The sequence below is a fragment of the Kineothrix sp. MSJ-39 genome, assembly GCF_018917935.1.
Taxonomy (GTDB): domain Bacteria; phylum Bacillota; class Clostridia; order Lachnospirales; family Lachnospiraceae; genus CAG-194.
This window is the reverse complement of record NZ_JAHLPN010000006.1, coordinates 34,585-57,960: the sequence shown is the minus strand read 5'-3', so window position 1 is coordinate 57,960 and position 23,376 is coordinate 34,585. Positions and strand designations below refer to the sequence as shown.

27 protein-coding genes are annotated in these 23,376 nt (G+C 43.8%); 23 read left to right on the top strand and 4 right to left on the bottom strand.

What is annotated here, in order from left to right; translation table 11 throughout:
- Nucleotides 1-14: 14 nt before the first annotated feature.
- The 9 genes from sigE (at nucleotide 15) to KQI22_RS05600 (ending at nucleotide 6,144) form a co-directional block, all read left to right on the top strand.
- The gene (gene sigE, locus KQI22_RS05640; protein WP_216551121.1) at nucleotides 15-743 is read left to right on the top strand and encodes an RNA polymerase sporulation sigma factor SigE; all 729 of its coding nucleotides are present in this window, start codon (nucleotides 15-17) and stop codon (nucleotides 741-743) included.
- A gap of 85 nt (nucleotides 744-828) precedes the next feature.
- Nucleotides 829-1,659, top strand: a complete 831-nt coding sequence (locus KQI22_RS05635; protein ID WP_216551119.1) for a tetratricopeptide repeat protein — start codon at nucleotides 829-831, stop codon at nucleotides 1,657-1,659.
- A gap of 319 nt (nucleotides 1,660-1,978) precedes the next feature.
- The gene (locus tag KQI22_RS05630; RefSeq protein WP_216551117.1) at nucleotides 1,979-2,626 is read left to right on the top strand and encodes a TetR/AcrR family transcriptional regulator; all 648 of its coding nucleotides are present in this window, start codon (nucleotides 1,979-1,981) and stop codon (nucleotides 2,624-2,626) included.
- Nucleotides 2,623-3,075, top strand: a complete 453-nt coding sequence (locus KQI22_RS05625; protein WP_216551115.1) for a hypothetical protein — start codon at nucleotides 2,623-2,625, stop codon at nucleotides 3,073-3,075. Before KQI22_RS05630 ends, KQI22_RS05625 begins: the two co-directional genes overlap by 4 nt.
- A gap of 167 nt (nucleotides 3,076-3,242) precedes the next feature.
- The gene (locus KQI22_RS05620; protein WP_216551114.1) at nucleotides 3,243-3,902 is read left to right on the top strand and encodes a phosphatase PAP2 family protein; all 660 of its coding nucleotides are present in this window, start codon (nucleotides 3,243-3,245) and stop codon (nucleotides 3,900-3,902) included.
- Between the two features lie 38 nt (nucleotides 3,903-3,940).
- Nucleotides 3,941-4,552 (top strand): helix-turn-helix domain-containing protein, encoded by a 612-nt coding sequence (locus KQI22_RS05615; RefSeq protein ID WP_216551111.1) that lies wholly within the window; start codon nucleotides 3,941-3,943, stop codon nucleotides 4,550-4,552.
- Between the two features lie 52 nt (nucleotides 4,553-4,604).
- Nucleotides 4,605-4,919, top strand: coding sequence for a hypothetical protein (locus KQI22_RS13805; protein ID WP_253293524.1), 315 nt, complete (start codon nucleotides 4,605-4,607; stop codon nucleotides 4,917-4,919).
- A gap of 50 nt (nucleotides 4,920-4,969) precedes the next feature.
- Entirely contained in the window at nucleotides 4,970-5,731 is a 762-nt protein-coding gene (locus KQI22_RS05605) for a YoaP domain-containing protein (RefSeq protein WP_216551109.1), read from the top strand.
- Nucleotides 5,728-6,144: a hypothetical protein gene (locus tag KQI22_RS05600; RefSeq protein ID WP_216551107.1), complete on the top strand. Its 417-nt coding sequence runs from the start codon at nucleotides 5,728-5,730 to the stop codon at nucleotides 6,142-6,144. The genes KQI22_RS05605 and KQI22_RS05600 overlap by 4 nt, the downstream gene beginning before the upstream one ends.
- A gap of 112 nt (nucleotides 6,145-6,256) precedes the next feature.
- On the opposite strand, the gene KQI22_RS05595 is transcribed toward KQI22_RS05600, so the two are convergent.
- Both KQI22_RS05595 and KQI22_RS05590 read right to left on the bottom strand, forming a co-directional pair.
- Nucleotides 6,257-7,009, bottom strand: coding sequence for a GDSL-type esterase/lipase family protein (locus KQI22_RS05595; protein ID WP_216551105.1), 753 nt, complete (start codon nucleotides 7,007-7,009; stop codon nucleotides 6,257-6,259).
- 18 nt (nucleotides 7,010-7,027) lie between these two features.
- Nucleotides 7,028-8,371 (bottom strand): DUF4317 domain-containing protein, encoded by a 1,344-nt coding sequence (locus KQI22_RS05590; RefSeq protein WP_216551103.1) that lies wholly within the window; start codon nucleotides 8,369-8,371, stop codon nucleotides 7,028-7,030.
- A gap of 282 nt (nucleotides 8,372-8,653) precedes the next feature.
- On the opposite strand from KQI22_RS05590, the gene KQI22_RS05585 reads away from it, so the two are divergent.
- The 4 genes from KQI22_RS05585 to truA all read left to right on the top strand — a co-directional run bounded on the left by KQI22_RS05585 (nucleotide 8,654) and on the right by truA (nucleotide 10,879).
- Nucleotides 8,654-8,941 (top strand): hypothetical protein, encoded by a 288-nt coding sequence (locus KQI22_RS05585; RefSeq protein ID WP_216551101.1) that lies wholly within the window; start codon nucleotides 8,654-8,656, stop codon nucleotides 8,939-8,941.
- Between the two features lie 199 nt (nucleotides 8,942-9,140).
- Nucleotides 9,141-9,293 carry a hypothetical protein gene (locus KQI22_RS05580; protein ID WP_216551099.1) on the top strand — a complete coding sequence of 51 codons (153 nt, stop codon included), beginning with the start codon at nucleotides 9,141-9,143 and terminating at the stop codon, nucleotides 9,291-9,293.
- A gap of 18 nt (nucleotides 9,294-9,311) precedes the next feature.
- Entirely contained in the window at nucleotides 9,312-10,121 is an 810-nt protein-coding gene (locus KQI22_RS05575; protein WP_216551098.1) for a PD-(D/E)XK nuclease family transposase, read from the top strand.
- A 17-nt stretch (nucleotides 10,122-10,138) separates the two neighbouring features.
- Nucleotides 10,139-10,879: a tRNA pseudouridine(38-40) synthase TruA gene (gene truA, locus KQI22_RS05570; RefSeq protein WP_216551097.1), complete on the top strand. Its 741-nt coding sequence runs from the start codon at nucleotides 10,139-10,141 to the stop codon at nucleotides 10,877-10,879.
- Nucleotides 10,880-10,910: 31 nt separating this feature from the next.
- On the opposite strand, the gene sigG is transcribed toward truA, so the two are convergent.
- Nucleotides 10,911-11,690 (bottom strand): RNA polymerase sporulation sigma factor SigG, encoded by a 780-nt coding sequence (gene sigG / locus KQI22_RS05565; RefSeq protein ID WP_216551096.1) that lies wholly within the window; start codon nucleotides 11,688-11,690, stop codon nucleotides 10,911-10,913.
- A gap of 148 nt (nucleotides 11,691-11,838) precedes the next feature.
- Here sigG and KQI22_RS05560 point away from each other — a divergent pair, with 148 nt between their 5' ends.
- The 8 genes from KQI22_RS05560 (at nucleotide 11,839) to trpA (ending at nucleotide 19,683) form a co-directional block, all read left to right on the top strand.
- A complete protein-coding gene (locus KQI22_RS05560; RefSeq protein ID WP_216551095.1) occupies nucleotides 11,839-12,534 on the top strand; it encodes a CAP domain-containing protein in 696 nt (231 codons plus the stop codon).
- A gap of 480 nt (nucleotides 12,535-13,014) precedes the next feature.
- On the top strand, nucleotides 13,015-14,487 hold the full coding sequence (trpE, locus tag KQI22_RS05555) for an anthranilate synthase component I (protein ID WP_216551093.1): 1,473 nt from the start codon (nucleotides 13,015-13,017) through the stop codon (nucleotides 14,485-14,487).
- 1 nt (nucleotide 14,488) lies between these two features.
- On the top strand, nucleotides 14,489-15,073 hold the full coding sequence (locus KQI22_RS05550; RefSeq protein ID WP_216551091.1) for an anthranilate synthase component II: 585 nt from the start codon (nucleotides 14,489-14,491) through the stop codon (nucleotides 15,071-15,073).
- Nucleotides 15,074-15,199: 126 nt separating this feature from the next.
- Nucleotides 15,200-16,207: an anthranilate phosphoribosyltransferase gene (trpD, locus tag KQI22_RS05545; RefSeq protein WP_216551089.1), complete on the top strand. Its 1,008-nt coding sequence runs from the start codon at nucleotides 15,200-15,202 to the stop codon at nucleotides 16,205-16,207.
- Nucleotides 16,208-16,306: 99 nt separating this feature from the next.
- Nucleotides 16,307-17,086, top strand: a complete 780-nt coding sequence (gene trpC, locus KQI22_RS05540; RefSeq protein WP_216551088.1) for an indole-3-glycerol phosphate synthase TrpC — start codon at nucleotides 16,307-16,309, stop codon at nucleotides 17,084-17,086.
- On the top strand, nucleotides 17,083-17,730 hold the full coding sequence (locus KQI22_RS05535; RefSeq protein WP_216551087.1) for a phosphoribosylanthranilate isomerase: 648 nt from the start codon (nucleotides 17,083-17,085) through the stop codon (nucleotides 17,728-17,730). The genes trpC and KQI22_RS05535 overlap by 4 nt, the downstream gene beginning before the upstream one ends.
- Entirely contained in the window at nucleotides 17,727-18,911 is a 1,185-nt protein-coding gene (gene trpB, locus KQI22_RS05530) for a tryptophan synthase subunit beta (RefSeq protein WP_216551086.1), read from the top strand. The genes KQI22_RS05535 and trpB overlap by 4 nt, the downstream gene beginning before the upstream one ends.
- Nucleotides 18,904-19,683 (top strand): tryptophan synthase subunit alpha, encoded by a 780-nt coding sequence (gene trpA, locus KQI22_RS05525; RefSeq protein WP_216551085.1) that lies wholly within the window; start codon nucleotides 18,904-18,906, stop codon nucleotides 19,681-19,683. Before trpB ends, trpA begins: the two co-directional genes overlap by 8 nt.
- 7 nt (nucleotides 19,684-19,690) lie before the next feature.
- Here the strand turns inward: trpA and KQI22_RS05520 are convergent, their stop codons facing one another.
- Nucleotides 19,691-21,895: a beta-glucosidase gene (locus KQI22_RS05520; RefSeq protein WP_216551084.1), complete on the bottom strand. Its 2,205-nt coding sequence runs from the start codon at nucleotides 21,893-21,895 to the stop codon at nucleotides 19,691-19,693.
- A 160-nt stretch (nucleotides 21,896-22,055) separates the two neighbouring features.
- Here KQI22_RS05520 and KQI22_RS05515 point away from each other — a divergent pair, with 160 nt between their 5' ends.
- Nucleotides 22,056-22,796 (top strand): helix-turn-helix domain-containing protein, encoded by a 741-nt coding sequence (locus KQI22_RS05515; RefSeq protein WP_216551082.1) that lies wholly within the window; start codon nucleotides 22,056-22,058, stop codon nucleotides 22,794-22,796.
- Entirely contained in the window at nucleotides 22,793-23,320 is a 528-nt protein-coding gene (locus tag KQI22_RS05510) for a phosphohydrolase (RefSeq protein ID WP_216551080.1), read from the top strand. Before KQI22_RS05515 ends, KQI22_RS05510 begins: the two co-directional genes overlap by 4 nt.
- The last annotated feature ends 56 nt before the right edge of the window (nucleotides 23,321-23,376 follow it).

Here is a 23,376-nt window from a genome sequence, read left to right as displayed (position 1 = left end):
GACAGGAGGAAAACATGATTTTAAAAGTGGTAGTACCGGGATTACAGTTCAGACTTTTGCAGAGAGAAAGCAGCTTCTGGTTCTCCAGACAGGGAGAGGTGCATTATATCGGTGGGACAGATGTGCTGCCACCGCCACTTTCGCAGGAGGAAGAAAATGAAAGGATCAGCCAGCTTGCAACGGATATGGAAAAAGACGCAAAACAGGTGCTGATCGAGCATAATCTCAGACTGGTAGTATATATTGCAAAAAAATTTGACAATACGGGAATCGGTGTTGAGGATCTGATCTCCATCGGAACGATCGGACTGATCAAGGCGATCAATACCTATAACCCGGATAAAAATATCAAGCTGGCGACTTATGCAAGCAGATGTATTGAAAATGAAATCCTGATGTATTTAAGGCGGAATAACAAAGTCAGAATGGAAGTCAGCATTGACGAACCGCTGAATGTGGACTGGGATGGTAATGAGCTGCTTCTTTCGGACATTTTGGGGACGGATGAGGACATTATTTATAAAGATATGGAAAACGAAGCCGAACAGAAAATGCTGAAAAAAGCACTCTCCAAGCTTTCCGACCGGGAAAAGCTGATCATCAGTCTGCGGTTTGGGCTGAACAACCGCGAAGAAGAGGCAATGACGCAAAAGGAGGTGGCTGATCTTCTGGGGATATCACAGTCTTATATATCAAGACTGGAGAAAAAGATCATGAAACGACTGAAAAAGGAGATGGTGTAGATTTGAAGATTCCCGCTACATATGGTACACTTATGTGCAGACAGATATCCGTGCCACGAAAATAGATATAGAGCACGATGCGCGGATGGATAAGTATGTACGCGAAATGGACACAGATATTGCACATCAAAAAGGAATGATACGAATGAATATGGATCTTGTTTATAGACAACTGGATGAGCTGCTTCAAATGGGCAGAATAGAAGAAACAGAGGATTTTCTGATCGCTGCCCTCAAACAGGCACAGCAGGAGGGCGATTATAACAGCCTGATCGCGCTGTTAAATGAAATGACCGGTTATCAGAAGGAAACCGGTAAACCGGATAAAGCAGTGGCTTACGGCGCACAGGCGATCGAACTTATGAAACAGCTTGGTATGACAAAGACAGCTGTTTTCGGTACGACACTTTTGAATGTGGCAAATGCCTGTCGGGAAGCAGGAAAGTTACCTGAAGCTTACCAATTATATATGGAAGCATTTCCGGTATTTGAAAAACATTTTGCACCGGATGATAACTACTATGCAAGTCTGTATAAAAATCTGGGACTTTTATTTCAGGAGACGCAGGAGTATGAGCGGGCAGTGGAATGTCTGGAAAAGGCACTTGCAGTTATACAGGGAAAACCGGAATTCCAGAAGCAGACTATGGTGATACGCCAGCAGATCGACAGGCTGCTTGCAGTGATCCGGAAACAACAGCAGGAGCAGTTCGACAGACAGGAGGCGTCTACAGAAAAGAAAGAACTGATAGAAGCTCTCATACACATGGAATGCGAAGCATTCCGCCAGATCCGGGAAAACCGCTATGCAGACTGGGATGTAGAGAGCCTCAAAGAATATATTTATGAATTTAAGATGACCCAGGAGCAGGGCGTCAATCCGCTTGCACTGGAATGGGCAGATAAAAACGAATAAGTTCAGATTTTTAATGAGTGAAGAAAACTTTGTAAATATATAGATATTTATGATAATGAATGGCGGAAAGCTTGAGAATAAGCTTTCCGCCTTGTTTTTTACTGTATATCTGGACTGATGGATTACGAATTGGATCAGAGGAATGGCGTATGCAGGGAGGCAACAGGTCAGAAGCTTTTGGACGATTATCTGAAGTGGTTTTGTGAAGAGAAGGCAATATGAAAGTGAAAAGTTTATACTTGTAATTGACATATATGTATCATGTGATATACTATAAACAAATTTATAATAAACTGATTTATAGTATTGGAGTTTTTATATGCCAAGTAGTCCAAAAATAAAAAAAGAAGATATGTTGCAGACAGCACTGGAGCTTGTTGCCAGGGATGGATATGCCGCTCTTACCATAAAAGCTGTAGCCAGGGAACTGGGATGCTCCACAGCACCTATTTCATGGCAGTTTGGTGGAATGGATGGATTGCGTGAGGAATTGATTCCTTTTGCGGAGCAGTATGTGGAAGAGCATTATTATGGTCGGGATGAAAACGAATTTGCCACATTTGAGCAGAAAGGAAAAGGAACTATTGATTTAGCATTAGAAAATCCCAATCTGTTCCGTTTTCTTTACATGGGAGAGAGAAGTCAACTTCTAAGTACAGGCTTCAAGTTGCAGACGGATAATCCGGAGGTTGCAAATGTGTATCGGAAAATGGCAGAACTGCTTGGAATTACATCGAAGCAGGTAATGGATTTTGCTATGACAATGATGGTATATACACAGGGGATGGGAACCCTGATCGCAGCAGGAATCGTCAAGGATACAAAAGAAAATATGTATCGTATGCTTCACAATACCGGTATAACATATTTAAAAGGTTTAGGGGTAAAGGATAGGACTTTACAGGCTATATCAGGGTGTGACAGGTCAGATGAAAGCAGTAGTAAAGGATCATATAGTGTATTATGAATAAGTACTTGAACTACTGGGGATTGATTTTGGTTATTGTGATTTTGATCCCTAATATTGTGTTTGCAGTGACATGTAAAGATGGATTCGAAAATCGTTATCAGAACAAATTAGTTGAAATTCTTGAGCAGATTGGGCGATTTGGATGTTTTTTTAATATGTTTCTTATTATCCCTTTTATGAGCAGGGGATATTGGTTTAAACAGGGAAAAACAGTTTATATGGTTTTAGGAATGATACTTGTACTATTGTATTGTTTGGGTTGGATTGTATTCTGGAAAGAGAATTCTATACGCAAGTCCTTGTATTTATCAATCATTCCTTCTTTGCTGTTTATCGAAAGCGGCATTATAAGCGGCAATATTTTGCTATTGATCTTTGCGGTCATCTTTGCACCGTGTCATATTCTGATAAGCTATATGAATGTGATTTTAATAGGAAGAAGATGAAAATTATAATGATGAAATTCATTTGTTTTAGCGGATGACACGATTGGTGTCGCTCAGGTGACGGAGCGATTCTTTCTATTTTTCGTAGTGTATGTTACCTTCCAATCAGCCGACAGGCAAGAAGGCGAATTGCAATGGGCGGATGTTCGAAAGGAAGGTAAAGCAAAATGAAGGAAAACGGAAAGATGCTATTCATTTTAGGAACTGCGTTACTTGTAATGTTTGCAATCTGGACATGGTTGATACAATATGTGGATGTACAGTCAGCAGGGCAGAAGGGCACAGAGATCGGATTCGCAACATTTAACTGCTGGTTTCACAGAATTATCGGAGTACACATGGCAATTTATACGATTACAGACTGGTTAGGTCTTGTGCCGATATTTGTATGTATAGCATTTGGTGAAGTTGGTTTCATACAACTGATAAAAAGGAAAAGTCTTTTTAAGGTTGATAGAGATCTGATTTTCCTTGGAATTTATTATGTAGTTGTTATTTTGGGATATCTGATTTTTGAGATGATTCCGATTAATTACAGACCAATTCTGATTGATGGGATACTTGAGGCATCTTATCCATCCTCTACAACGCTGCTTGTACTAAGTGTTATGCCGACTTTGGTATATCAGGTGAATCGAAGAAGCACAAATCTACGATTCAGAAAATTTGTGTGTACGATGTCAATCGTATTTTCATTATTTATGGTGCTTGGAAGACTGGTCGCCGGAGTGCATTGGTTTACGGATATCGTTGGTGCTGTGATTCTGAGTGCAGGACTGTATTGCTTGTACAAAGCAATGGTTCTGTTATTTTGTTATGATAAGTAATTATGTATGCGCTGATATTCAAGTATGGAGGTTCTGCCATGGAATTTAATGAAAAACTGAAAGAGCTAAGAAACAGCAGCGGATTAACGCAGGAAGAACTGGCAGAAGCTCTGTTTGTTTCACGAACGGCAATTTCAAAATGGGAATCAGGAAAAGGATATCCGAGCATTGATTCTCTAAAAGAAATTTCGACATTTTTCTCTGTGACAATTGATGAACTGTTGTCCGGAGAAAAATTACTTTCGATAGCCGAGAAAGAAAATAAATCCAATATGCAGAATCTGTGCAGAATTCTGATCGGAGCTATTGATTTGTTCCATTTTCTGCTGATTGTGCTGCCTCTGTATCCAAAAGCAATGAAAGAATATATAGTATCCGTAAACCTGTTCGGTTATACAGAGACATCAGCGTTTAACAGGATAGTTTATTGGGGATTGCTCTTTTTATTCATGGGAACCGGAGTTACAGAGGTTATAGTTACGCAGTTAAAAATTGAGAAGGTATACAGGATGATAATTGTATTTTCTATGGTATTAAGCATCGCAACGGTGCTGTTTCTGGCTTTGACAGGGGAGACATATGCAACGGCACTGGTATTTCTGCTTTTTGTGTTGAAAGCAGGTTTATGCATGAAAGGAAGATATTGTTGAAGTGAAAAAGGCAACCAAAGGGAAAATTATATTATCCGGAATACTTTTTAATATGATATTAGTCTTTGCTGCCTGCGGATTATACAATAAATCCGCATTTGTGGGAAATGAGATAGCGGATACAGATTTTTACGATGTAGAGTTTGAACAGATGAACTCGACACATTCTCATAATATAGACATGGATGTCGGTGAAAGTATTAAGGTAAAGATTATCAGGAAATCCGGTAAAATTTCCGTACAAATATATAATGAAGATGATCAGTCAGTATATAAAGGCGATGATGTAACGATAGCACTCGATTTTTATGGACCTATTTTTGGCTTTATAGTATATATGATGGGGCAGATGACAAGAGCCGGGTAATCAAGCTTTTGGAAGAGCATATGGATCACTTCTTACAGGAGGAATAATTTATGAATTACATTCGGATCGCAAAAGAAAACATTGACAAAGAACATATTTGCTGTGCCATGTCAGGCAAGCAAAGTCTTGCCAAGAAGGAATGGATGAAGCGGCGTTTTGACGAGGGGCTTGTTTTTTACCGCAGTGAAGAGCGTGGCAAATGCTTTATCGAATATATTCCGGGGGAAAATGCATGGGTGCCCATTGAGGCAGAAGGCTGGCTCTATATCAACTGTCTGTGGGTTTCCGGTTCTATGAAGGGACATGGGTATTCTAATGACCTGCTGAAGGAATGTATCCGGGATGCAAAGGCGCAGGGGCGAAAAGGGCTTTGTATTTTGTGTGCGGAAGGACGGAAGCGGGAATTTCTCGCTGATCCGAAGTTCCTGATCTACAAGGGGTTCAAGACCGCAGACATATCCGACTGTGGTATCAATCTCATGTATCTGCCCCTTGAACCGACTGCACAGCCGCCGAAATTCAGAGAATGCGCCAAGCATCCCAGGGTGGACGGAGACGGCTTTGTGCTTTATTATACCGACCAGTGTCCATATACCTGCTATTGGGTGCCGAAGGTGCAGCAAGCGGCACAGGAACACGGCATCCCATTCAAGGTCATTCATATCATGGACAAAGAGAGCGCTCGGAATGTCCCTGCGCCGGTCACTACCTATGCATTGTTCCGGGACGGTGAATTTCTGACCCAGGGCATTCAGTCAGACAAGAAATTTCTGGCACTGGCGGGCATTCGGGACGGGAGGAAAAACAGATGAAGCTTTATTTTGGAAATATGGTAACAACAGTTACTACACTTATGATTTTATCGATGGTTGGATTTGCTGGATATACGATCAGTAACAGGAATAGCATAAATTTCTGGGGCAGAAGAAGTCTGTTTGTTTTAATATATGGTCTGATTATATGTTGCTTTGCGGCCGCAAGGGATGGACTGGATAAAACAATTCAGTATACGATAGATGGAAGCTGTAATCCCGGAATATTTTCACTTGTGAGCGTTCCAAACATCGTTGGATGCGTTGGAGCTGCAATCATAATTATCGCAGCAATAGCAACGCCGATTGCAAAATCACAGCATATGCGTGAGATATGGTTTTATGTGATGTCCGGCGGAGTGATGCTGAAGATTGTAGTTATGGAGATTGCAAGAATGATACAGAGGTTTTAGGAGTGTTTTCATGAAAATTCTAAAGACACAAGGACGGATGAATCGGGAGTGGAATGGAACAAAGAGGTAAAATAGAAATGCAACCACAAAACAGCGGTTGCATTTCGCAATTTTATTCATATACATATTCCGCAATACCACCCATCCAGATCGCATAGCCTTCGCCGGTCGGATGTACACCATCTACCGTATAGGTGAAATTGTTATCTTCTGTTACCATCAAAGAATACAGATCAATATAGGGCAGAGCCAGATCACGGCAAAGCTGTCTGAGCTCTGTATTAAAAGCTGACACATCGCTGTTGTCGATACCGGTAGAGGTATTGACCGGAAGGACGCTTTGGACGTAGATCTTACAGCCCGGAAGTGAATCCGAAAGTTGTGTCAGTATTTTTTTGTAGTTTCGCATGCTTGTATCCAGAGGCAGTTTGTGCATGATGTCATTAATGCCGATCATCAAAAAGATCTTTTGCGGATGCTGGTTTTTGACCGTATCCAGACGGTTTAAGACACCTTCCGTCACATCAGAATCAATACCGCGGTTTGCGACCACAAGATCAGAGAAATATTCCTGCCATTCAAATCTGGCTGTGATGGAATCGCCCAGAAAAACAATATCTGTATTTCGCTCAGGCATCAGCTCAAACTGCGTCTTTCTTTGTATGTAAGAGGCATTGTCCGTATACTGAAAAGTATGATCGCTCATAGCATCCTGCAGCATGGAGAAATAGTTACCGCGTTTTAACAAAAACAGGACTGCTAAAAACAGCAGAAGTGTACTTGCAAGCAGGAGGTAACTGATTGTGCGATAGCCGCTGCGAACTGATTTATTCTTGTTTTCTTCCTTTGTCTTAGGAGCCTTCACAGTACCATTTCCTTTCTCTTACAGTTTAATGCCGTTTAAGTCGATATCATCGTCATCTTCTACAGGAATGACAAGACATTTCTGCCCATCGATCATCTGCTCTGTAACAAGGCTGGCACGTTCCGGTTTCATACGCAGGAATACATCACAGAGTTCGGACTGCGTCTTTATATCATTGTTTCCGGTAAGATCTGTTTCAGAAGCTGCATCACCAGATATATCACCTATATTTTCGCTGACAGCATCTGATACGTCATCCATATAGTTGTTTTCTGCTAACTGATCCGAATCGATCTGTGCCTTGGAGAGTGCTTCTTTTAAAGTAGCAACCTCTGTGATCAGAGCCTTTTGTACCTTGCGCTGTTCGTTTTTTGCGACTGCTTTGTTGTCAAGCAGGGCATCGGCAGTAGGCAGAGCATCTGTAAACTCTGCGGCAAATGCTTTTTCAATCTTTGGTGCCAGTGACTCGGAAATGTCACTGTCCGTGATGACATCATGGAATACATCCTGATTCAGCTCGATCGGAGTATCCTCTTTACCTGCTTCTTCCTGTCTGTCAAGCATGGTGCAGAGGCTGTCCTGCAGCTTTAAGAAAACTTCTTCCGTTGCTTCGTCATCACCGACTGCCTGTTTTACGACATTTTCAAAAGCCTTTTTCTGCTGCATGCTGGTACGCTTGGCCGGGCAGCCAAGACCATTTTCCATAAAGGCTTCATGTGGCTCTTTTGTATTCTTTGTAAAGTAAAGAAGAGAGTGGATATCACTGCTTCTGTCAGTAAAAGCCGGGAATAAAAAGCCGTTTTCCGGTGGTGCCACGATCCAGTCACGCAGACGGACACCAATCTTATTTTCTTCTTCCAGATAACCAAGTCCCGGTTTGGAAAGGGTAACTGGACAGAGCGAGCAGAGGATATATTCATACACTTCCTCGGATTCATCCAGTTTTAAATTATCCTCTGTCTTTGTGATGACGTCATATGCGTCATGGAAGAGCAGGATCAGGTAATTGCCTGTATAATCATAGCTGTCGATCACCAGGTCGTAGAATCGTTCCAGCAGTCCCTCATCCTTCAGGGCACTTGCCTTCAGTCCCATAAAAAACTGCTGCTTGCTCATGGCACCGGATTCCTCTTCCATTGGGAAGGACAGTTCCAGAAGCTGATTACCGATCGTTCCCGATAAAGTCTTTTTGGCAATCTCCAGATATTTATAATATTCCTCGTCCGGCAGATTCAGAAAAACGTTGCTAAAGCTTGTCACCTTTTCCTTTGTTGCATTCACATAACATCCGGTCATGCGGGTGAAAGTACATTCATTTTTCTTAAAGCGTTTTTTTATTTCCAGTAAATCTTTGCGTTGCATTTTCGTGCTTCCTTTCATTTGACTTATGGAATCAGTATAGCATAGAAGAGAAGGATTTGTCACAGGGAAATCGGGGATGCGGAACAAGTTTAATAGGTAAATACGAGTGTGTAAAATATATTCGAAAAACATTGAGAGTGCTTTGGAAGCATGCTATACTACTTCCAAAAAACGACTATATGTTCCACGTAGTCCTGCAAAAGAACGAAGAGGTGCTAAGAAATCTTTTAGCAATACATCGGAATTTTAGATTTTACCTTGTTTGAAGATCGTCCGAAATTTATGGCGAAGTACCTTAAAGCAGAAACGCTGGAAGAGCTGGAACAGTTAGCAAGTGGAGAGGAGGTACTTGAGAATATGGTAGTAACTATGAAGCAACTAAGTGAAGATGAAAAAATCCGTATGCAGTGTGAAGCAAGAGAGGATTATGAAAGATGCCTGATTACGGAATATAATGCTGGAAAGCAGGATGGAATAGAGATGGAGAGACAAAATACAGAAAAAGAACGGCAAAGGGCAGATAGGCTGGAAGCAGAGGTAAAAAGGCTGCAGGGTATGCTTGAATCATAGAGAATAGAAAAGAAACCAGAAGATGATGTTGATCTTATGGTTTCTTTTTTTGTTTGACATTTCCAATATACATTGCTATCATAGCATCATTCAATGACTGCATTATGCAGTATCTCATGAGTTTACAGGCTCATTTCAAAAGGGCATTTCGCCCGAATTTTCAATTATTATTCTATCAATCATACAAGGAGGACAAAGTATGTCACAAAAAGAAAAGGCAGTTATTTCAGATGCATTGAAGATGGAAGGGGTAACGGAGGCACTGAAAAAAGCAACGGGTATAATTCCGTATACGTTTTTAAATGATTACATGTTTCGGGTGATCTTACAGAAGCATAAGAATGTATTGTGATCCATTGTGTGCGCCTGCTTGAAATTGGAAGTGGGAGATGTGCAGGATATTGTTGTGCAAAATCCGATTGAGCTTGGAGAAGCGATTGATGATAAAACATTTATTCTGGATATCAATGTACTTCTCAACAATAATACGATCATCAATCTGGAGATGCAGGTACTGGATCTGAAAGACTGGCCGGAAAGGTCTTTGTCTTATCTTGCCAGAAGCTATGATAACGTAGCAAAAGGAGATGAATATATCAGTGTCAAACCGGTATATCATATCGGATTTTTAAACTATACGCTTTTCCCGGAATCCCCGGAATTTTTTGCCAGATATCAGATGATGAATATCAAAAATCACCATGTATATACTACAAAATTTAACCTGTATGTGGTAGACTTAACACAAATAAAACTGGCAACACAAGAAGATGTAGATACGGGGCTGGTCTACTGGACGCAGGTATTCAAAGCGAAAACGTGGGAGGAACTGAGGCAGATGGCAGAAAGAAATCAGGAATTACAGGAAGCCACTGAGGCATTATATGTTTACAATCAGGATGAAATAGTAAAACAGCAATGCCGTGCAAGGCAAGACTACTACAATCATGAACGTGGCACCCAGAAGAGGTTGGAAGAAGCAAGGATTGCGCTTGAGGAAAGCAAGGCTGTAATAGCAGCGCAGAAAGAATTGTTGGAAAATCAAAAAAAGAATTCGAAAAAAGATAAAGCACTATTAAAAAAATCTGTAAAACTGCTTGCTGAAAAACTTCACATTTCAGAGGCAGAAGCCTGCAAACAAATCGGCATCAGCCTAGAAGCCTATCAGAAACTGAAATAACACAGACAGGGAAACATATGGAAAAGAATTATAAATTAATCATCGGATATGACGGAACAAGATATTTTGGCTGGGAGCATCAGCCGGGCAAGGACACGATTCAGGGAAAGTTGGAGGATGTTTTAAACCATCTGGCAGAGGAGCCTGTCCTGATTATAGGAGCAGGCAGGACGGATGCGGGCGTGCACGCCCGTGCAATGGTTGCGAATGTCGTGCTATCGATTGATATGACAGCGGAGGAGCTGCGGGACTACATGAACAGGTATCTGCCGGATGATATTATCGTGCAGGAAGTACGGGAAGCCTCCATGCGGTTTCACGCCAGATACAATGCAATCGGAAAGACCTACTGTTATACAGTATTTGATGGCAGAACAAAGCCATTATTTGACCGGAAATATGTATGGCAGTTGGAGAAGCCGGTCAATATAGAGCGGATGCAGAAGGCAGCAGAATATCTGATCGGTGAACACGATTTTATGAGTTTTTGTAAAAACCCACAGAAGAAAAAATCGACTGTCCGCACAGTGGATAAGATCGAAATCCGCAGGAGAGGCGATTATGTGACACTCACTTTCCACGGAAATGGTTTTTTGCGAAATATGGTGCGGATCCTGACCGGAACGCTGGTAGCGGTCGGACAGGGAGAAATGATGCCGGAGCAGGTGAAAGCTGTGCTGGAAGCCAAAGACCGTCTGCTCGCCGGTGCGACAGCACCGGCAAAGGGACTTTGTCTGATAGAAGTAGATTATATGTGATACCGGCAACAATCTGCATGACAGCATAGTATCATCCCGCAAGATAGTTTTTCATAATACGGAGCGCATTTTTTTCGAGGCGGGAGACCTGTGCCTGTGAAATGCCGATGCTGTTTGCAACTTCCATCTGTGTCTTTCCCTCAAAAAAGCGGAGAGAAATGATCTCATGTTCTCTTTCATTCAGTCGCTGCATTGCTTCTGAAAGCGAAAGACTTTCTATCCAGGTATCTTCCTTATTTTTGCGGTCGCTGATCTGATCCATGACATAGAGGGTGTCGCCACCGTCCGTGTAGATCGGCTCGTTCAGGCTCATGGGGCTTTGCATGGCATCGAGCGCATAAACAATATCTTCTTTGGCAATGCCAATTTCAGTGGCGATTTCATCAATCGTCGGTTCTTTCTGTGTCTGTTTCGTCAGGGCTTCTCTTGCCGAGATCGCTTTGTAGGCAATATCCTTTAAGGAGCGGCTGACGCGGATCGAGTTGCTGTCACGCAGATAACGCCGGATCTCGCCCATGATCATGGGAACTGCATAGGTAGAAAATTTTACACCGAGTGACAGGTCAAAATTGTCGATCGATTTGATAAGCCCGATACAACCAATTTGAAACAGATCATCCATGTTTTCCGTGCTGGCAGAAAAGCGTCTGATCACACTGAGTACAAGTCTGAGATTCCCTTCTATAAACTGGATCCGGGCATTTTCATTGCCTTCCTTTATCTCTTTCAGTAAAAGTTCCTGTTCTGCACTGCCTAAAAGGGGCAGCCTTGCAGTATTGACACCGCAGATCTCAACCTTTCCCTGTGCCATTTTGTATGCCTCCTGTTTTTTCTTCTGTTAGAAGAATGTGCATAAATGGGAAAAAATATACAGTGATTTTGCAGACAAGAGGGCATTGGTATGATAAAATATAATGAGGTGCTGAATAGTTACGAAAAATGATTCAGGAGGGATTTTGGTGAAGCGAAAAGGGAATAAAATAAAGACAATATTTTTCATGCTGTTTGCCATATGTATGATGACAGTGCTGCTGCATGATTCCGTGTCTGCAGCCAATGTGAAGCTGAACCGCACACAGGTGCAGATCGTGAGAGGAGATACTTACAGGCTGTATGTGAAGGGCACGACGGCTAAAGTTAAATGGTCTTCATCAAACGTAAAGATCGCAACTGTTTCAAACGGAAAAGTGACAGCAAAGAAAAAGGGAACAGCCATCATTTATGCGAAGGTTAATGGGAAAAAGTATGCCTGCAAGGTCACAGTTGTAACACAGCAGCGTGCCTATATAGATACTCTGCAGAAGCAGATCAATATACAGAGACGCCGTTATGGCTTCAGTTCCTATGATAAAAATTCGCTTTTACAGCAGGCAGCGCAGAAGCGCGCCAAAGAGCTGGCGGAGAAATTTTCTCATGCAAGACCGAATGGTTACAGCTGGGCTTCCGCGATCAGTATGCGTTATAATTTTGAAAAGGCATCTGAGCTGACAGCACGATACTATACAGATCCCAAAGAGGTTGTAAATGCATGGATGTCCAGCGCATCTACCAAAGCAAAGATCATCAGCAAGCGTTACAATGAGATCGGGGTTGGGGTTTATCTGGACGAAGACGGCTACTTGTATTATGCAGTCATTGTGGCAAGAAAAAAATAAAAAAACTATTGCCATCTGAAAAAGATGGTGGTATTATATCATCAAGTTAATAGTTTAAACCGATGAAGTGGAGATAAAAACAGATCGTGCACTTACAGAGAGACCGGAAAGGTGAGAGCCGGACAGAACGCAGCCTGTTAAATGGACCACGGAGGGCACAGGGAAAGGAAATATCTGAGTATTCTGTGACGTGAGGCATACGTTAGTTGTCTGGGATATGTTAGTATCCTGAAAGTGCACGCATATTGTCGTGAAGCAAGGTGGCACCGCGGAAAGTAGATTCGCCCTTGACAGAAGTAGATTCTGTCAAGGGCTTTTTTGTAGTGAGGAAAGAAAACAAGCACATGCGAAGCATGTATTTGTTTTCTTCCGAACGTACAACGAGAAAATCAGAAAGTGCGAAGCACGACTGGCGCGATAGCGGCAGGATTTTCGAGTCTGCGACCTTGAAATAAGAAGAAAAACGAAAGGAGAATCCCCATGTATTATTACCCAACCCTACAACAACTGAAAGAAATGCCGGATCTAAGCCGGTACGGCGTTGTTCCGATCTGCTGTGAGCTGTATGCAGACAGAAAGACGCCGATCGAAGTGCTTCGGATCCTGAAGCATGTGAGCAGCCACTGCTATATGCTGGAAAGTGCAGAGGACAAAAAGCAGTGGGGCAGATATACCTTCTTAGGATATGAGCCGACACTGGAGATCACCTGTCATGATCACAAGCTCAGCATCCGTTCCGGTATGACGATAACGGAAACGGTTACACATCCGGGCAAATATCTGCGTCAGATATTAGAGCAGTATAAAAGTCCGAAGCTGGAGGGGATGCCACCTTTTACAGGCGGGCTGGTAGGTTACTTCTCCTATGACTATATCAAGTACAGTGAGCCGTCGCTTACATTAGATGCAAAAGAGGATGAGCATTTTAAAGATATGGATCTGATGCTGTTTGATAAAGTGATCTGTTTTGATAATTACAGACAGAAGATCCAGCTCATTGTAAACTGCAAGACGGACAATCTGGAAACGAATTACCATCAGGCGCAAAGACAGTTATCCGACATGGCAGATCTGATCTTACACGGAGAAGCGGCAGAAGAAAAGCCACTCCACTTAAAATCCGAATTCAGACCACTGTTTTCCAAAGACGCCTATTGCGAAATGGTGCAGAAAGGAAAAGATTACATAAAGGAAGGGGATATCTTCCAGGTAGTGCTTTCCAACCGTATGGAGGCAGATATGGACGGAAGTCTTCTGGATACCTACCGCGTACTCAGAACAAGCAATCCTTCCCCGTATATGTTCTACTTTTCCAGTGAAGATGTGGAGATCGCAGGTGCTTCGCCCGAAACACTTGTGAAGCTGGAAAACGATAAGCTCTATACCTTCCCGCTGGCAGGCACAAGAAAAAGAGGAGAAACAGAAGCGGAAGACCAGAAACTGGAACAGGAACTGTTAGCCGATGAAAAAGAAAGAGCAGAACATAATATGCTGGTGGATCTGGGCAGAAATGACATCGGAAAGATCAGCAAGATCGCATCGGTCGAGGTTGTGAAATATATGGAGATCGAAAGATTCTCCCATGTCATGCATATCGGATCGACCGTAACAGGAACGATCAGAGCAGATAAAGATGCGGTAGATGCAGTGGATGCCATTCTGCCGGCGGGAACACTTTCAGGGGCACCAAAGCTGCGGGCGTGTGAGATCATCAATGAGCTGGAAGACAACAAACGTGGCATTTACGGTGGTGCGATCGGTTATCTGGATTTTACCGGAAATCTGGACACCTGTATTGCCATAAGACTGGCATTTGCAAAGAACGGTAAAGTATATGTCAGATCCGGTGCTGGCATTGTGGCAGACAGTGTCCCGGAAAAGGAATATGAGGAATGTATCAACAAGGCAAAGGCAGTCATGAATGCCTTAAAAGAAGCGGATGGAGGAATTTAAGATGATCGTACTGATTGATAATTATGACAGCTTTTCTTACAACCTGTATCAGTTGATCGGAAAATATGATGCTGATATCCATGTTTACAGAAATGATAAGATCACGGTTGACGAGCTGGACGTGTTACAGCCGGATGCGATCATTCTTTCGCCGGGGCCGGGAAAACCATCGGATGCAGGCATCTGTGAGGAAGTGGTCAAGCAGCTATATACCAAATATCCGATCCTTGGAGTGTGTCTGGGGCATCAGGCGATCTGCGAAGCCTTTGGAGCGACAGTTACCTATGCGAAACAGATGATGCACGGCAAGACAAGTGAGATACAGATCTCACCGGAAAGCCGGATATTGAAGGGCTTAAAAGAACCGGTAACAGTTGCCAGATATCATTCTCTGGCTGTCAGGGAAGAAACACTTCCAAAGGAGCTCTCCATAGCGGCAAAAGCAGAAGACGGAGAGATCATGGCAGTGGAGCATGTCAAGTATCCGCTTTTCGGACTCCAGTTTCACCCGGAATCCATTATGACACCACAGGGCGGCAAGATGATACAGAATCTTCTGCAGTATAGTAAGAAAGCTTCTAAATAATTCGCCTGCTTTATTTAAAACAGGGAATAGGAAAGAAAAACTGCAATAACGATATCAGAACAATTCATAGGAAACAAATAGAAATACTATAAAAAATGCAAATATACATAGAAAGGAAGAAACAAAATGATCAAAGAAGCAATTATCAAACTGACAAACAAAGAGGATTTGAGCTACGAGGAAGCAAAAGCCGTTATGAATGAGATCATGAGCGGAGAGGCTTCGGATGTACAGAAAAGTGCTTATCTGACAGCACTTACCATGAAGGGAGAGACGATCGACGAGATCACGGGTTCTGCAGAAGAAATGAGAAACCATGCAGTGCAGCTTTCTCATGAAGGGGATGTGCTGGAGATCGTCGGAACAGGCGGAGACAAATCAGATTCCTTTAATATTTCCACAACGTCTTCCCTTGTTATCGCTTCCGCAGGTGTTCCGGTTGCCAAACATGGAAACCGTGCAGCCAGCAGTAAATCAGGTGCAGCGGATGTGCTGGAAAGCCTTGGTGTCAATATCACGATTTCACCCCAGAAGAGTGCAGAGCTGCTGCAGAACATCGGTATCTGCTTCCTGTTTGCACAGAGTTACCATACAGCAATGAAATATGTGGGATCGATCCGTAAAGAGCTTGGTATCCGCACGATCTTCAATATTTTAGGACCTCTTGCAAATCCTGCCAGTGCAAATCTGCAGGTAATGGGTGTTTATGATGAAAGCCTTGTAGAGCCGCTTGCAAAAGTATTATCCAACCTTGGGGTGAAAAGAGCACTCGTTGTATATGGACAGGACAGACTGGATGAGATTTCAGCAAGTGCAGAGACATCTGTATGTGAAGTAAAGGATGGTACATTTAAAAGCTATACGATCAGTCCGGAGCAGTTTGGTCTGACCAGATGCAAAAAGGAAGAACTGACAGGCGGTACACCGGATGAGAATGCTGCGATCACGAAGGCAGTTTTAGCAGGCGAACAGGGAGCCAGAAGAACAGCGGTTGTATTAAATGCGGGCGCAGGACTTTATGTAGCAGGAAAGGCTGACTCGATCGAAGCCGGTGTCCATCTTGCGGAAGAACTGATCGACAGCGGCAAGGCTGAAAAGAAGCTGGAAGAATTTGTGAAATATTCAAATATGTAAAGATTCAGGGACATGTAAATCCGTAATAAACAGACCGATTATGGGCAGGTTTTTACAGCTTTATATGGTGAGGTAACAACATGAGCGAAAGGAAAAAATATGATCTTAGATGAAATTGTAGCAAAAACAAAAGTGCGGTTGGAAGAAAATAAAAAGAAACTGCTGCCGGAAGAACTGCAGAAGCAGGCACTTGCCATGTCAGCAGACACAGGTTTTCCATTTGAAAAAGCATTGAAAGCGCAGGGACTTTCCTTTATCTGTGAGGTCAAGAAAGCATCCCCATCCAAAGGACTGATCGCACCGGATTTTCCCTATGTCGCGATCGCAGAGGAATATGAAAAGGCGGGAGCAAATGCGATCTCTGTCCTGACAGAGCCCTATTTCTTTCAGGGATCAGACAGTTATCTGCAGCAGATCAGTGAGCATGTTTCCATTCCGCTGCTGCGAAAGGATTTTACGATCGATCCCTACATGATCTATGAGGCAAAGGTCATCGGTGCAAGTGCGATCCTTTTGATCTGTGCCATCCTGACGGATGAGCAGTTAAAAAGTTACCTGCAGCTTGCAGATTCACTGGGGCTTTCTGCACTGGTGGAGGCACATGATGAAGCGGAAGTGCAGCGGGCTCTTTCGGCAGGTGCCAGGATCATCGGTGTCAATAACCGCAACCTGAAAGATTTTACGGTAGATATCCAAAATTCCATAAGATTGCGTAAGCTGATCCCGAAGGAAATCGTGTTTGTATCGGAGAGTGGCATGAAAACACCGGAGGATATCAAAAGGCTGCGCGACAATGAAACAGATGCGGTGCTGATCGGAGAAACCTTTATGCGAAGTCCTGACAAAAAGAAAATGCTGGAGGATTTAAAAGGCATATGATAGACTGTAAAGTAAAGATCTGCGGGCTGCGCAGGGAGGAAGATATCTGTTGTGTCAATGCTTACCTGCCGGATTACATAGGGTTTGTCTTTTATCCAAAAAGTAAACGGTGTGTAACCGGAGAGCAGGCGCAGAAGCTGAAAGAAAAGCTGGATCCGCGTATCCGGGCAGTCGGTGTTTTTGTCAATGCAGATCCCGATGAGATCATTGCACTGCTGCAACAAAATATCATTGATATCGCACAGCTGCATGGGCAGGAGAGCGAAGAACAGCTCAGGAAGATCCGGGAACAGACAGGAAAGCCGGTGATCCGCGCGGTAAAGGTAACGGAAGAAACGAATCTGCAGGAAGCATATCAGACCGATGCAGATTATATTCTGTTAGATAACGGAATGGGCAGCGGAAAGCCGTTTCCGTGGGACGCCATTTTGCAGCAGCTTGCGCAGGAAGAACTGCAGGAGAAGATCCGCAAAAAGCCGTTTTTTCTGGCTGGTGGGATCAGCCCTGAAAATATGGAACAGGCGGCAGAAGCGTTCAGACCGTATGCACTTGATCTGAGCAGCAGCGTGGAGACAGACGGGGTGAAAGACCCGGAAAAAATAAGGAAACTGATGGAAACGATCAGGAAAAGAGGTACAGAATGAAAAAAGGAAGATATGGCATATACGGAGGGCAGTACATTTCGGAAACATTGATGAATGAACTGATCCATCTGGAAGAACAGTATGAATATTATAAAAAGGATCCGGCATTTAATGAAGAACTGCACAGACTTTTGGTAGAGTATGCAGGCAGACCGTCGCTTTTGTATTATGCAGAGAAGATGACAAAGGATCTGGGCGGAGCAAAGATCTATTTAAAGAGAGAAGATCTGAACCACACAGGGGCACATAAGATCAACAACGTACTTGGTCAGGCACTGTTGGCAAAGAAGATGGGAAAGACCAGACTGATCGCGGAAACCGGTGCAGGACAGCATGGTGTTGCGACTGCAACGGCAGCAGCTTTATTCGGTATGGAATGTGAGATCTTCATGGGAAAAGAAGATACGGACAGACAGGCTCTGAATGTATACAGAATGGAACTGTTAGGCGCAAAGGTACATGCGGTCACAAGCGGTACGATGACTTTGAAGGATGCAGTAAATGAGGCAATGCGTGAATGGTCTACCAGAGTTTCGGATACGCATTATGTGCTCGGTTCCGTTATGGGTCCGCATCCGTTCCCGATGATCGTCAGAGATTTTCAGAGTGTGATCAGTCAGGAAGCAAGAGCACAGATCCTTGAAAAAGAAGGCAAACTGCCAAAGGCTGTAGTTGCCTGCGTCGGTGGTGGCAGCAATGCGATCGGTATGTTTTATAATTTTATCCCGGATGAAGGCGTGCAGCTCATCGGCTGTGAAGCAGCGGGAAAAGGCGTAGATACCGATAAGCATGCAGCAACGATCGCAAGAGGTAGTGTTGGTATCTTCCATGGTATGAAATCGTATTTCTGCCAGGACGAGCAGGGACAGATCGCACCGGTTTATTCGATCTCTGCAGGACTGGACTACCCGGGCATCGGACCGGAGCATGCATATCTGCATGACAGCGGACGTGCCACCTATGTACCGGTGACAGATGATGAGGCAGTGGAAGCATTTGAATATCTGGCACGTACGGAAGGTATCATCTGTGCCATTGAAAGTGCCCATGCAGTTGCCCACGTGAAAAAGATCGCAGGCAGTATGTCAAAGGATGACAGTATTATCGTCTGCCTGTCAGGGCGTGGTGATAAAGACGTGGCAGCGATTGCCAGATACAAGGGGGTAGATTTACATGAGTAAGATTACAGACGCATTTAAGGATACAAAGGCATTTATCCCGTTTATTACGGCAGGAGATCCATGTCTTTCCAAAACAGTGGAATATGTAGTACAGATGGCAAAAGCTGGTGCGGATATCATTGAGATCGGTATCCCGTTTTCGGACCCGACCGCAGAGGGCGTAGTGATCCAGGATGCAAATATCCGCGCACTTGCAAATGGCTTTACGATGGAAGGGCTGTTTGATGCGGTAAAGCAGATCCGCACCCAGACCGATATCCCGCTTATTTTCATGACCTATATCAATCCGGTATTCCATTATGGCTACGAGGCATTTTTTGCCAAATGTCAGGAGCTTTCCGTAAACGGCTTTATTTCCCCGGATGTTCCGTTTGAGGAGAAAGAGGAAGTGGAAGAAGTCGCTAAGAAATACGGTGTCGATGTGATCTCCATGATCTCGCCGACTTCCGAGGAACGTATTGCAAGAATTGCAAAAGAAGCAACCGGCTTTATTTATGTGGTATCTTCCATGGGCGTAACAGGTGTCCGCAGTGAGATCCATACGGATCTGGCAAAGATCATAGAAAAGATCCGTTCTGTGACGGATGTACCGTGTGCGATCGGTTTCGGAATCAGCACGCCGGAGCAGGCAGAGAAGATGGCTGCACTTGCAGATGGTGCGATCGTGGGCAGCGCGATCGTCAAGATCGTGGCAGAATACAAAGAAGAGGCTGCGCAGCCTCTGTATGACTACGTAGCCTCTATGAAACAGGCAGTACTTGCTGCCCGGTAAAGGGGGATTAGCTCCTGCTGATCATGATATCTGCAGAAAGAGTTACCGTCTGGGAAAGACGGATATCATCACTTGCACTGCCAAGCAGGATTTCATAAGTGCCTGCAGGTGCAATGTAACAATGCTTTTCTTCCTCATAATAAGAAAATGCTTCCGCAGTCAGTGCAAAGGTGTAATCAGCCTTTGCATGGGCTGCGATTTCTTTTTTATCAAAACCGCGCAGCTCTTTGAACGGGCGTTTTACCTTGCTGTCTTTTGCCGCAATGTAAAGCTGTACGGATTCTTTTGCTGTAATATCAGAATCGTTGCTTACTGCTAACTTAACAGTGTAAAGTACAGGCAGCGTATCAAGAGACTGCAGACTGTCTGTTGTATCCTGCGGATGCGCTGTTACCTGCAGATCACTGTAGGTAAATGCTGCATAGGACAGACCGTGTCCGAACGCAAACTGTGGTTTTACCTGGTAGGTATCAAAGTAGCGGTAGCCAACATAAACATCTTCCGCATAGGAAACATTTGTGGAAGTACCGAACTGTCCGATGCTGTGTGCAGGAGAATCGGATAATTCCTTAGGATACGTTGTAGGCAGCTTACCACTTGGAGATACTTCGCCGAATAACAGGTTGGCAAAGGCACGTCCTGTTTCCATGCCTGCATAGTAGGAAAGCAGCAGCGTATCTGTCTGGTCGATCCATTCTGTCATGGAGAACGGAGAGCCGGCGATCATTGTAACGATCATATCCGGTCGGACCGCCAAAAGCTTTTTGATCAGGGCATCCTGTCCGTATGGCAGATGATAATCGGATCTGTCTCTGTCCTCTACATCAAAATCATGGTTCAGACCGCCGACATAGATGACTGCATCTGCGTCCTTGCAGGCTGCGATCGCACGTTCTTCATAGGTTTTATTTAAAGCAGCAATTTCTTCTTTTTTCACAAGTCTGTCCTGGCGTGGACCGAATATAGAATCATTGACCGGAAGTACACAGTTCTGGGCTGTGATATCATTCCATGCATTTCCGGTAACGCAGGCATAATAGCCCGGCTCATAAACGACTTCACAGTTACCGCCGAGGAACATCTTAATGCCCATCAGCGGTGTGATCTCATACAGTGCTTTGATCTCCGCACTGCCACCGCCGGCTGCATGGGTTCTGTCTGCATTATCGCCGATCACAAGTACCTTTTTCAGCTTATCAGGATTGAGGGGCAGCAGCTTCTTTTCGTTTTTCAGAAGGATCATGGATTCTTCTGCGGTCTGCAGCAGCTTACCCGGGTGTGTTGGGTCGTTGTAGCTTCCTTTCTGCCGCTTGCCGTCCAGCATATGAAGCTCATTCATGACGTGCAGGATGTGCATTACCTTTTTGTCAAGCTCTGCTTCCTTGACCTGTCCGTTCAAAACAGCTTCCTTGAGCGGCTGTGCCATTTTATAATTGTCAAAATCATCGGTGACGCTCATATCCACATCAATCTCACAGTTACCGGCTTTTACAGTATCCTTGATCGCATTCCAGTCAGAAACATAAATGCCGTCGAAGCCCCATTCCTGACGCAGGATACCGTCGATCATTTCCTGACTGTGACAGAGATATTCTTCATGGAAGCGGTTATAAGAGCCCATCATACCCATTGTATGTGCTTTTTTGACTGTGGCACGGAAAGCAGGCAGATAGATCTCCCACAGGGCACGTTCGCTGACATCGGCGTTGTAGCCTGTACGATCTGTTTCCTGGTTGTTGAGGGCATAATGCTTGACACAGGCAGAAACATCATTTTGCTGTACACCTTCTACAAAAGGAACTGCAATTTCTGCTGTCAGATAAGGATCTTCGCTCATATATTCAAAGTTACGACCGCCAAGCGGAGAACGATGGATGTTGATGCCCGGCGCAAGGATCATGTCTTTGCCGCGCCCTCTGGCTTCACGTCCTAAAATAGTACCGCTTTCCAGCGCACGCTCTCTGTTAAAGGTAGCAGCAAGTGCACTGTTACTCGGCAGATAGGAAGTAGCATCATCGTTTCCGCCAACCGGGATCCACATATCTTTCCGATATTCTTTTCTTGGCCCCATAGGTCCGTCATCGAAAGTGAAGGCGGGAATGTTTTTTTCTGCAACCGCACCTGTCTGAAACAGAGTTGCACCATGGATCATGGCGATCTTATCATCAAGTGTCAGCGTATTTAAAAGCTGTGTCAGTTCCTGTTTGTTCATAGATAATACCTCCTGTTATTTGTAAAGTTTATGATATGTAACTTGTGTGACTTCATTTGATATAGCCACTTTAGCAGAAAATAAAATAAATGATATCAAATCTGTGATAAATATGATAAAATTATGACATAATGCGATAGAAAGCAAAGGAAAGGCTGTTATGAAAAAGCTGAATTATGAAAAATTCATGGAACGGGAAGTTGTTCATGCTCCTTATGAGAGAGAATTATCCTTTTATGAATGGGTTAAGCAGGGAGATGTAGAGAAAATACGGAAATGGGCAAACGAGACGGAAGGAATGGGATCGGAAGGCGGTATGGGTGTATTATCCCAAAATCCCGTACGTAATATTTCCTATCATATTATCATATCGATCGCCATGATCACCCGCTTTTGCATTGAGGGCGGGATGGATCCGGAAACTGCGTACGGCCTTTCCGATATGTATATTCAGACAGTGGATGAAACGCATTCGATCCCGGAACTGAACAGCCTGCTGAAGCAGCTTTGTATGGATTATGCCAAAAGAATGCAGAAGCTGAAAAAAGAGAAAGTCTATTCTAAAAACGTGGTGCAGTGCATTGATTATATATATCAGCATATCGGAGAACGTGTTACCGCACAGACGCTGGCAGATCACTGTGGGCTGCATGTCAATTACCTGTCACGCCTGTTTAAAAAGGAAATGGGGCAGACAATCAGCGAATATATCAGAAAGAGTAAGATCGACACAGCAAAAAATATGTTAAAATACTCTTCGTATTCTTATTCGGATATTGCAGCAGGACTTGCGTTTTCCTCACAGAGCCATTTTACGCATGTGTTCCGCGAAGAAACGAATATGACACCGAGGCAGTACAGAGATCATTATTATAGAACAAACTGGGGAGAAGAAAAATGAGCAGTTATATCACAACAAGCAGTAAGATCCATTTTACACCGGTTTCGCCGGATCCGGAACAGATCGTGATCCGCGATATCGCACATGCCTTATCGTTGATGACGCGGGCAAACGGGCATTTCCCGGAATTTTATTCTGTGGGACAGCATTGTATCCATTGTTATGAGGAAGCGGTTGCCAGAAAATACAGCCCGTTCCTTTGTCAGGCATGTCTTTTGCACGATGCGAGTGAAGCATATCTGGCAGATATTACAAGACCGGTGAAGCAGTTTCTGCCCGGCTATCTGGAAATTGAAAAGCGGCTGCAGGATACGATCTATGAAAAGTTTCTGGGGCGTGTTCCGACAGAAGCGGAACAGACCGCAATTTCCTCTGTGGACGACACACTTTTATATTATGAATTTGATCATTACATGGGAGAACAATTACAGAAAAAGCCGCCAAAGCTTTATTCTACGCCTGTTTTCGAGCAAAAACCGTTTTCTGAGATTGAAGAAAAGTACATACTTTTTTCACAAAGTTGACAAATTTCTATAACAAATTTCCCATATCCTGTATGCAAAAGAAAGGGAAAACACAG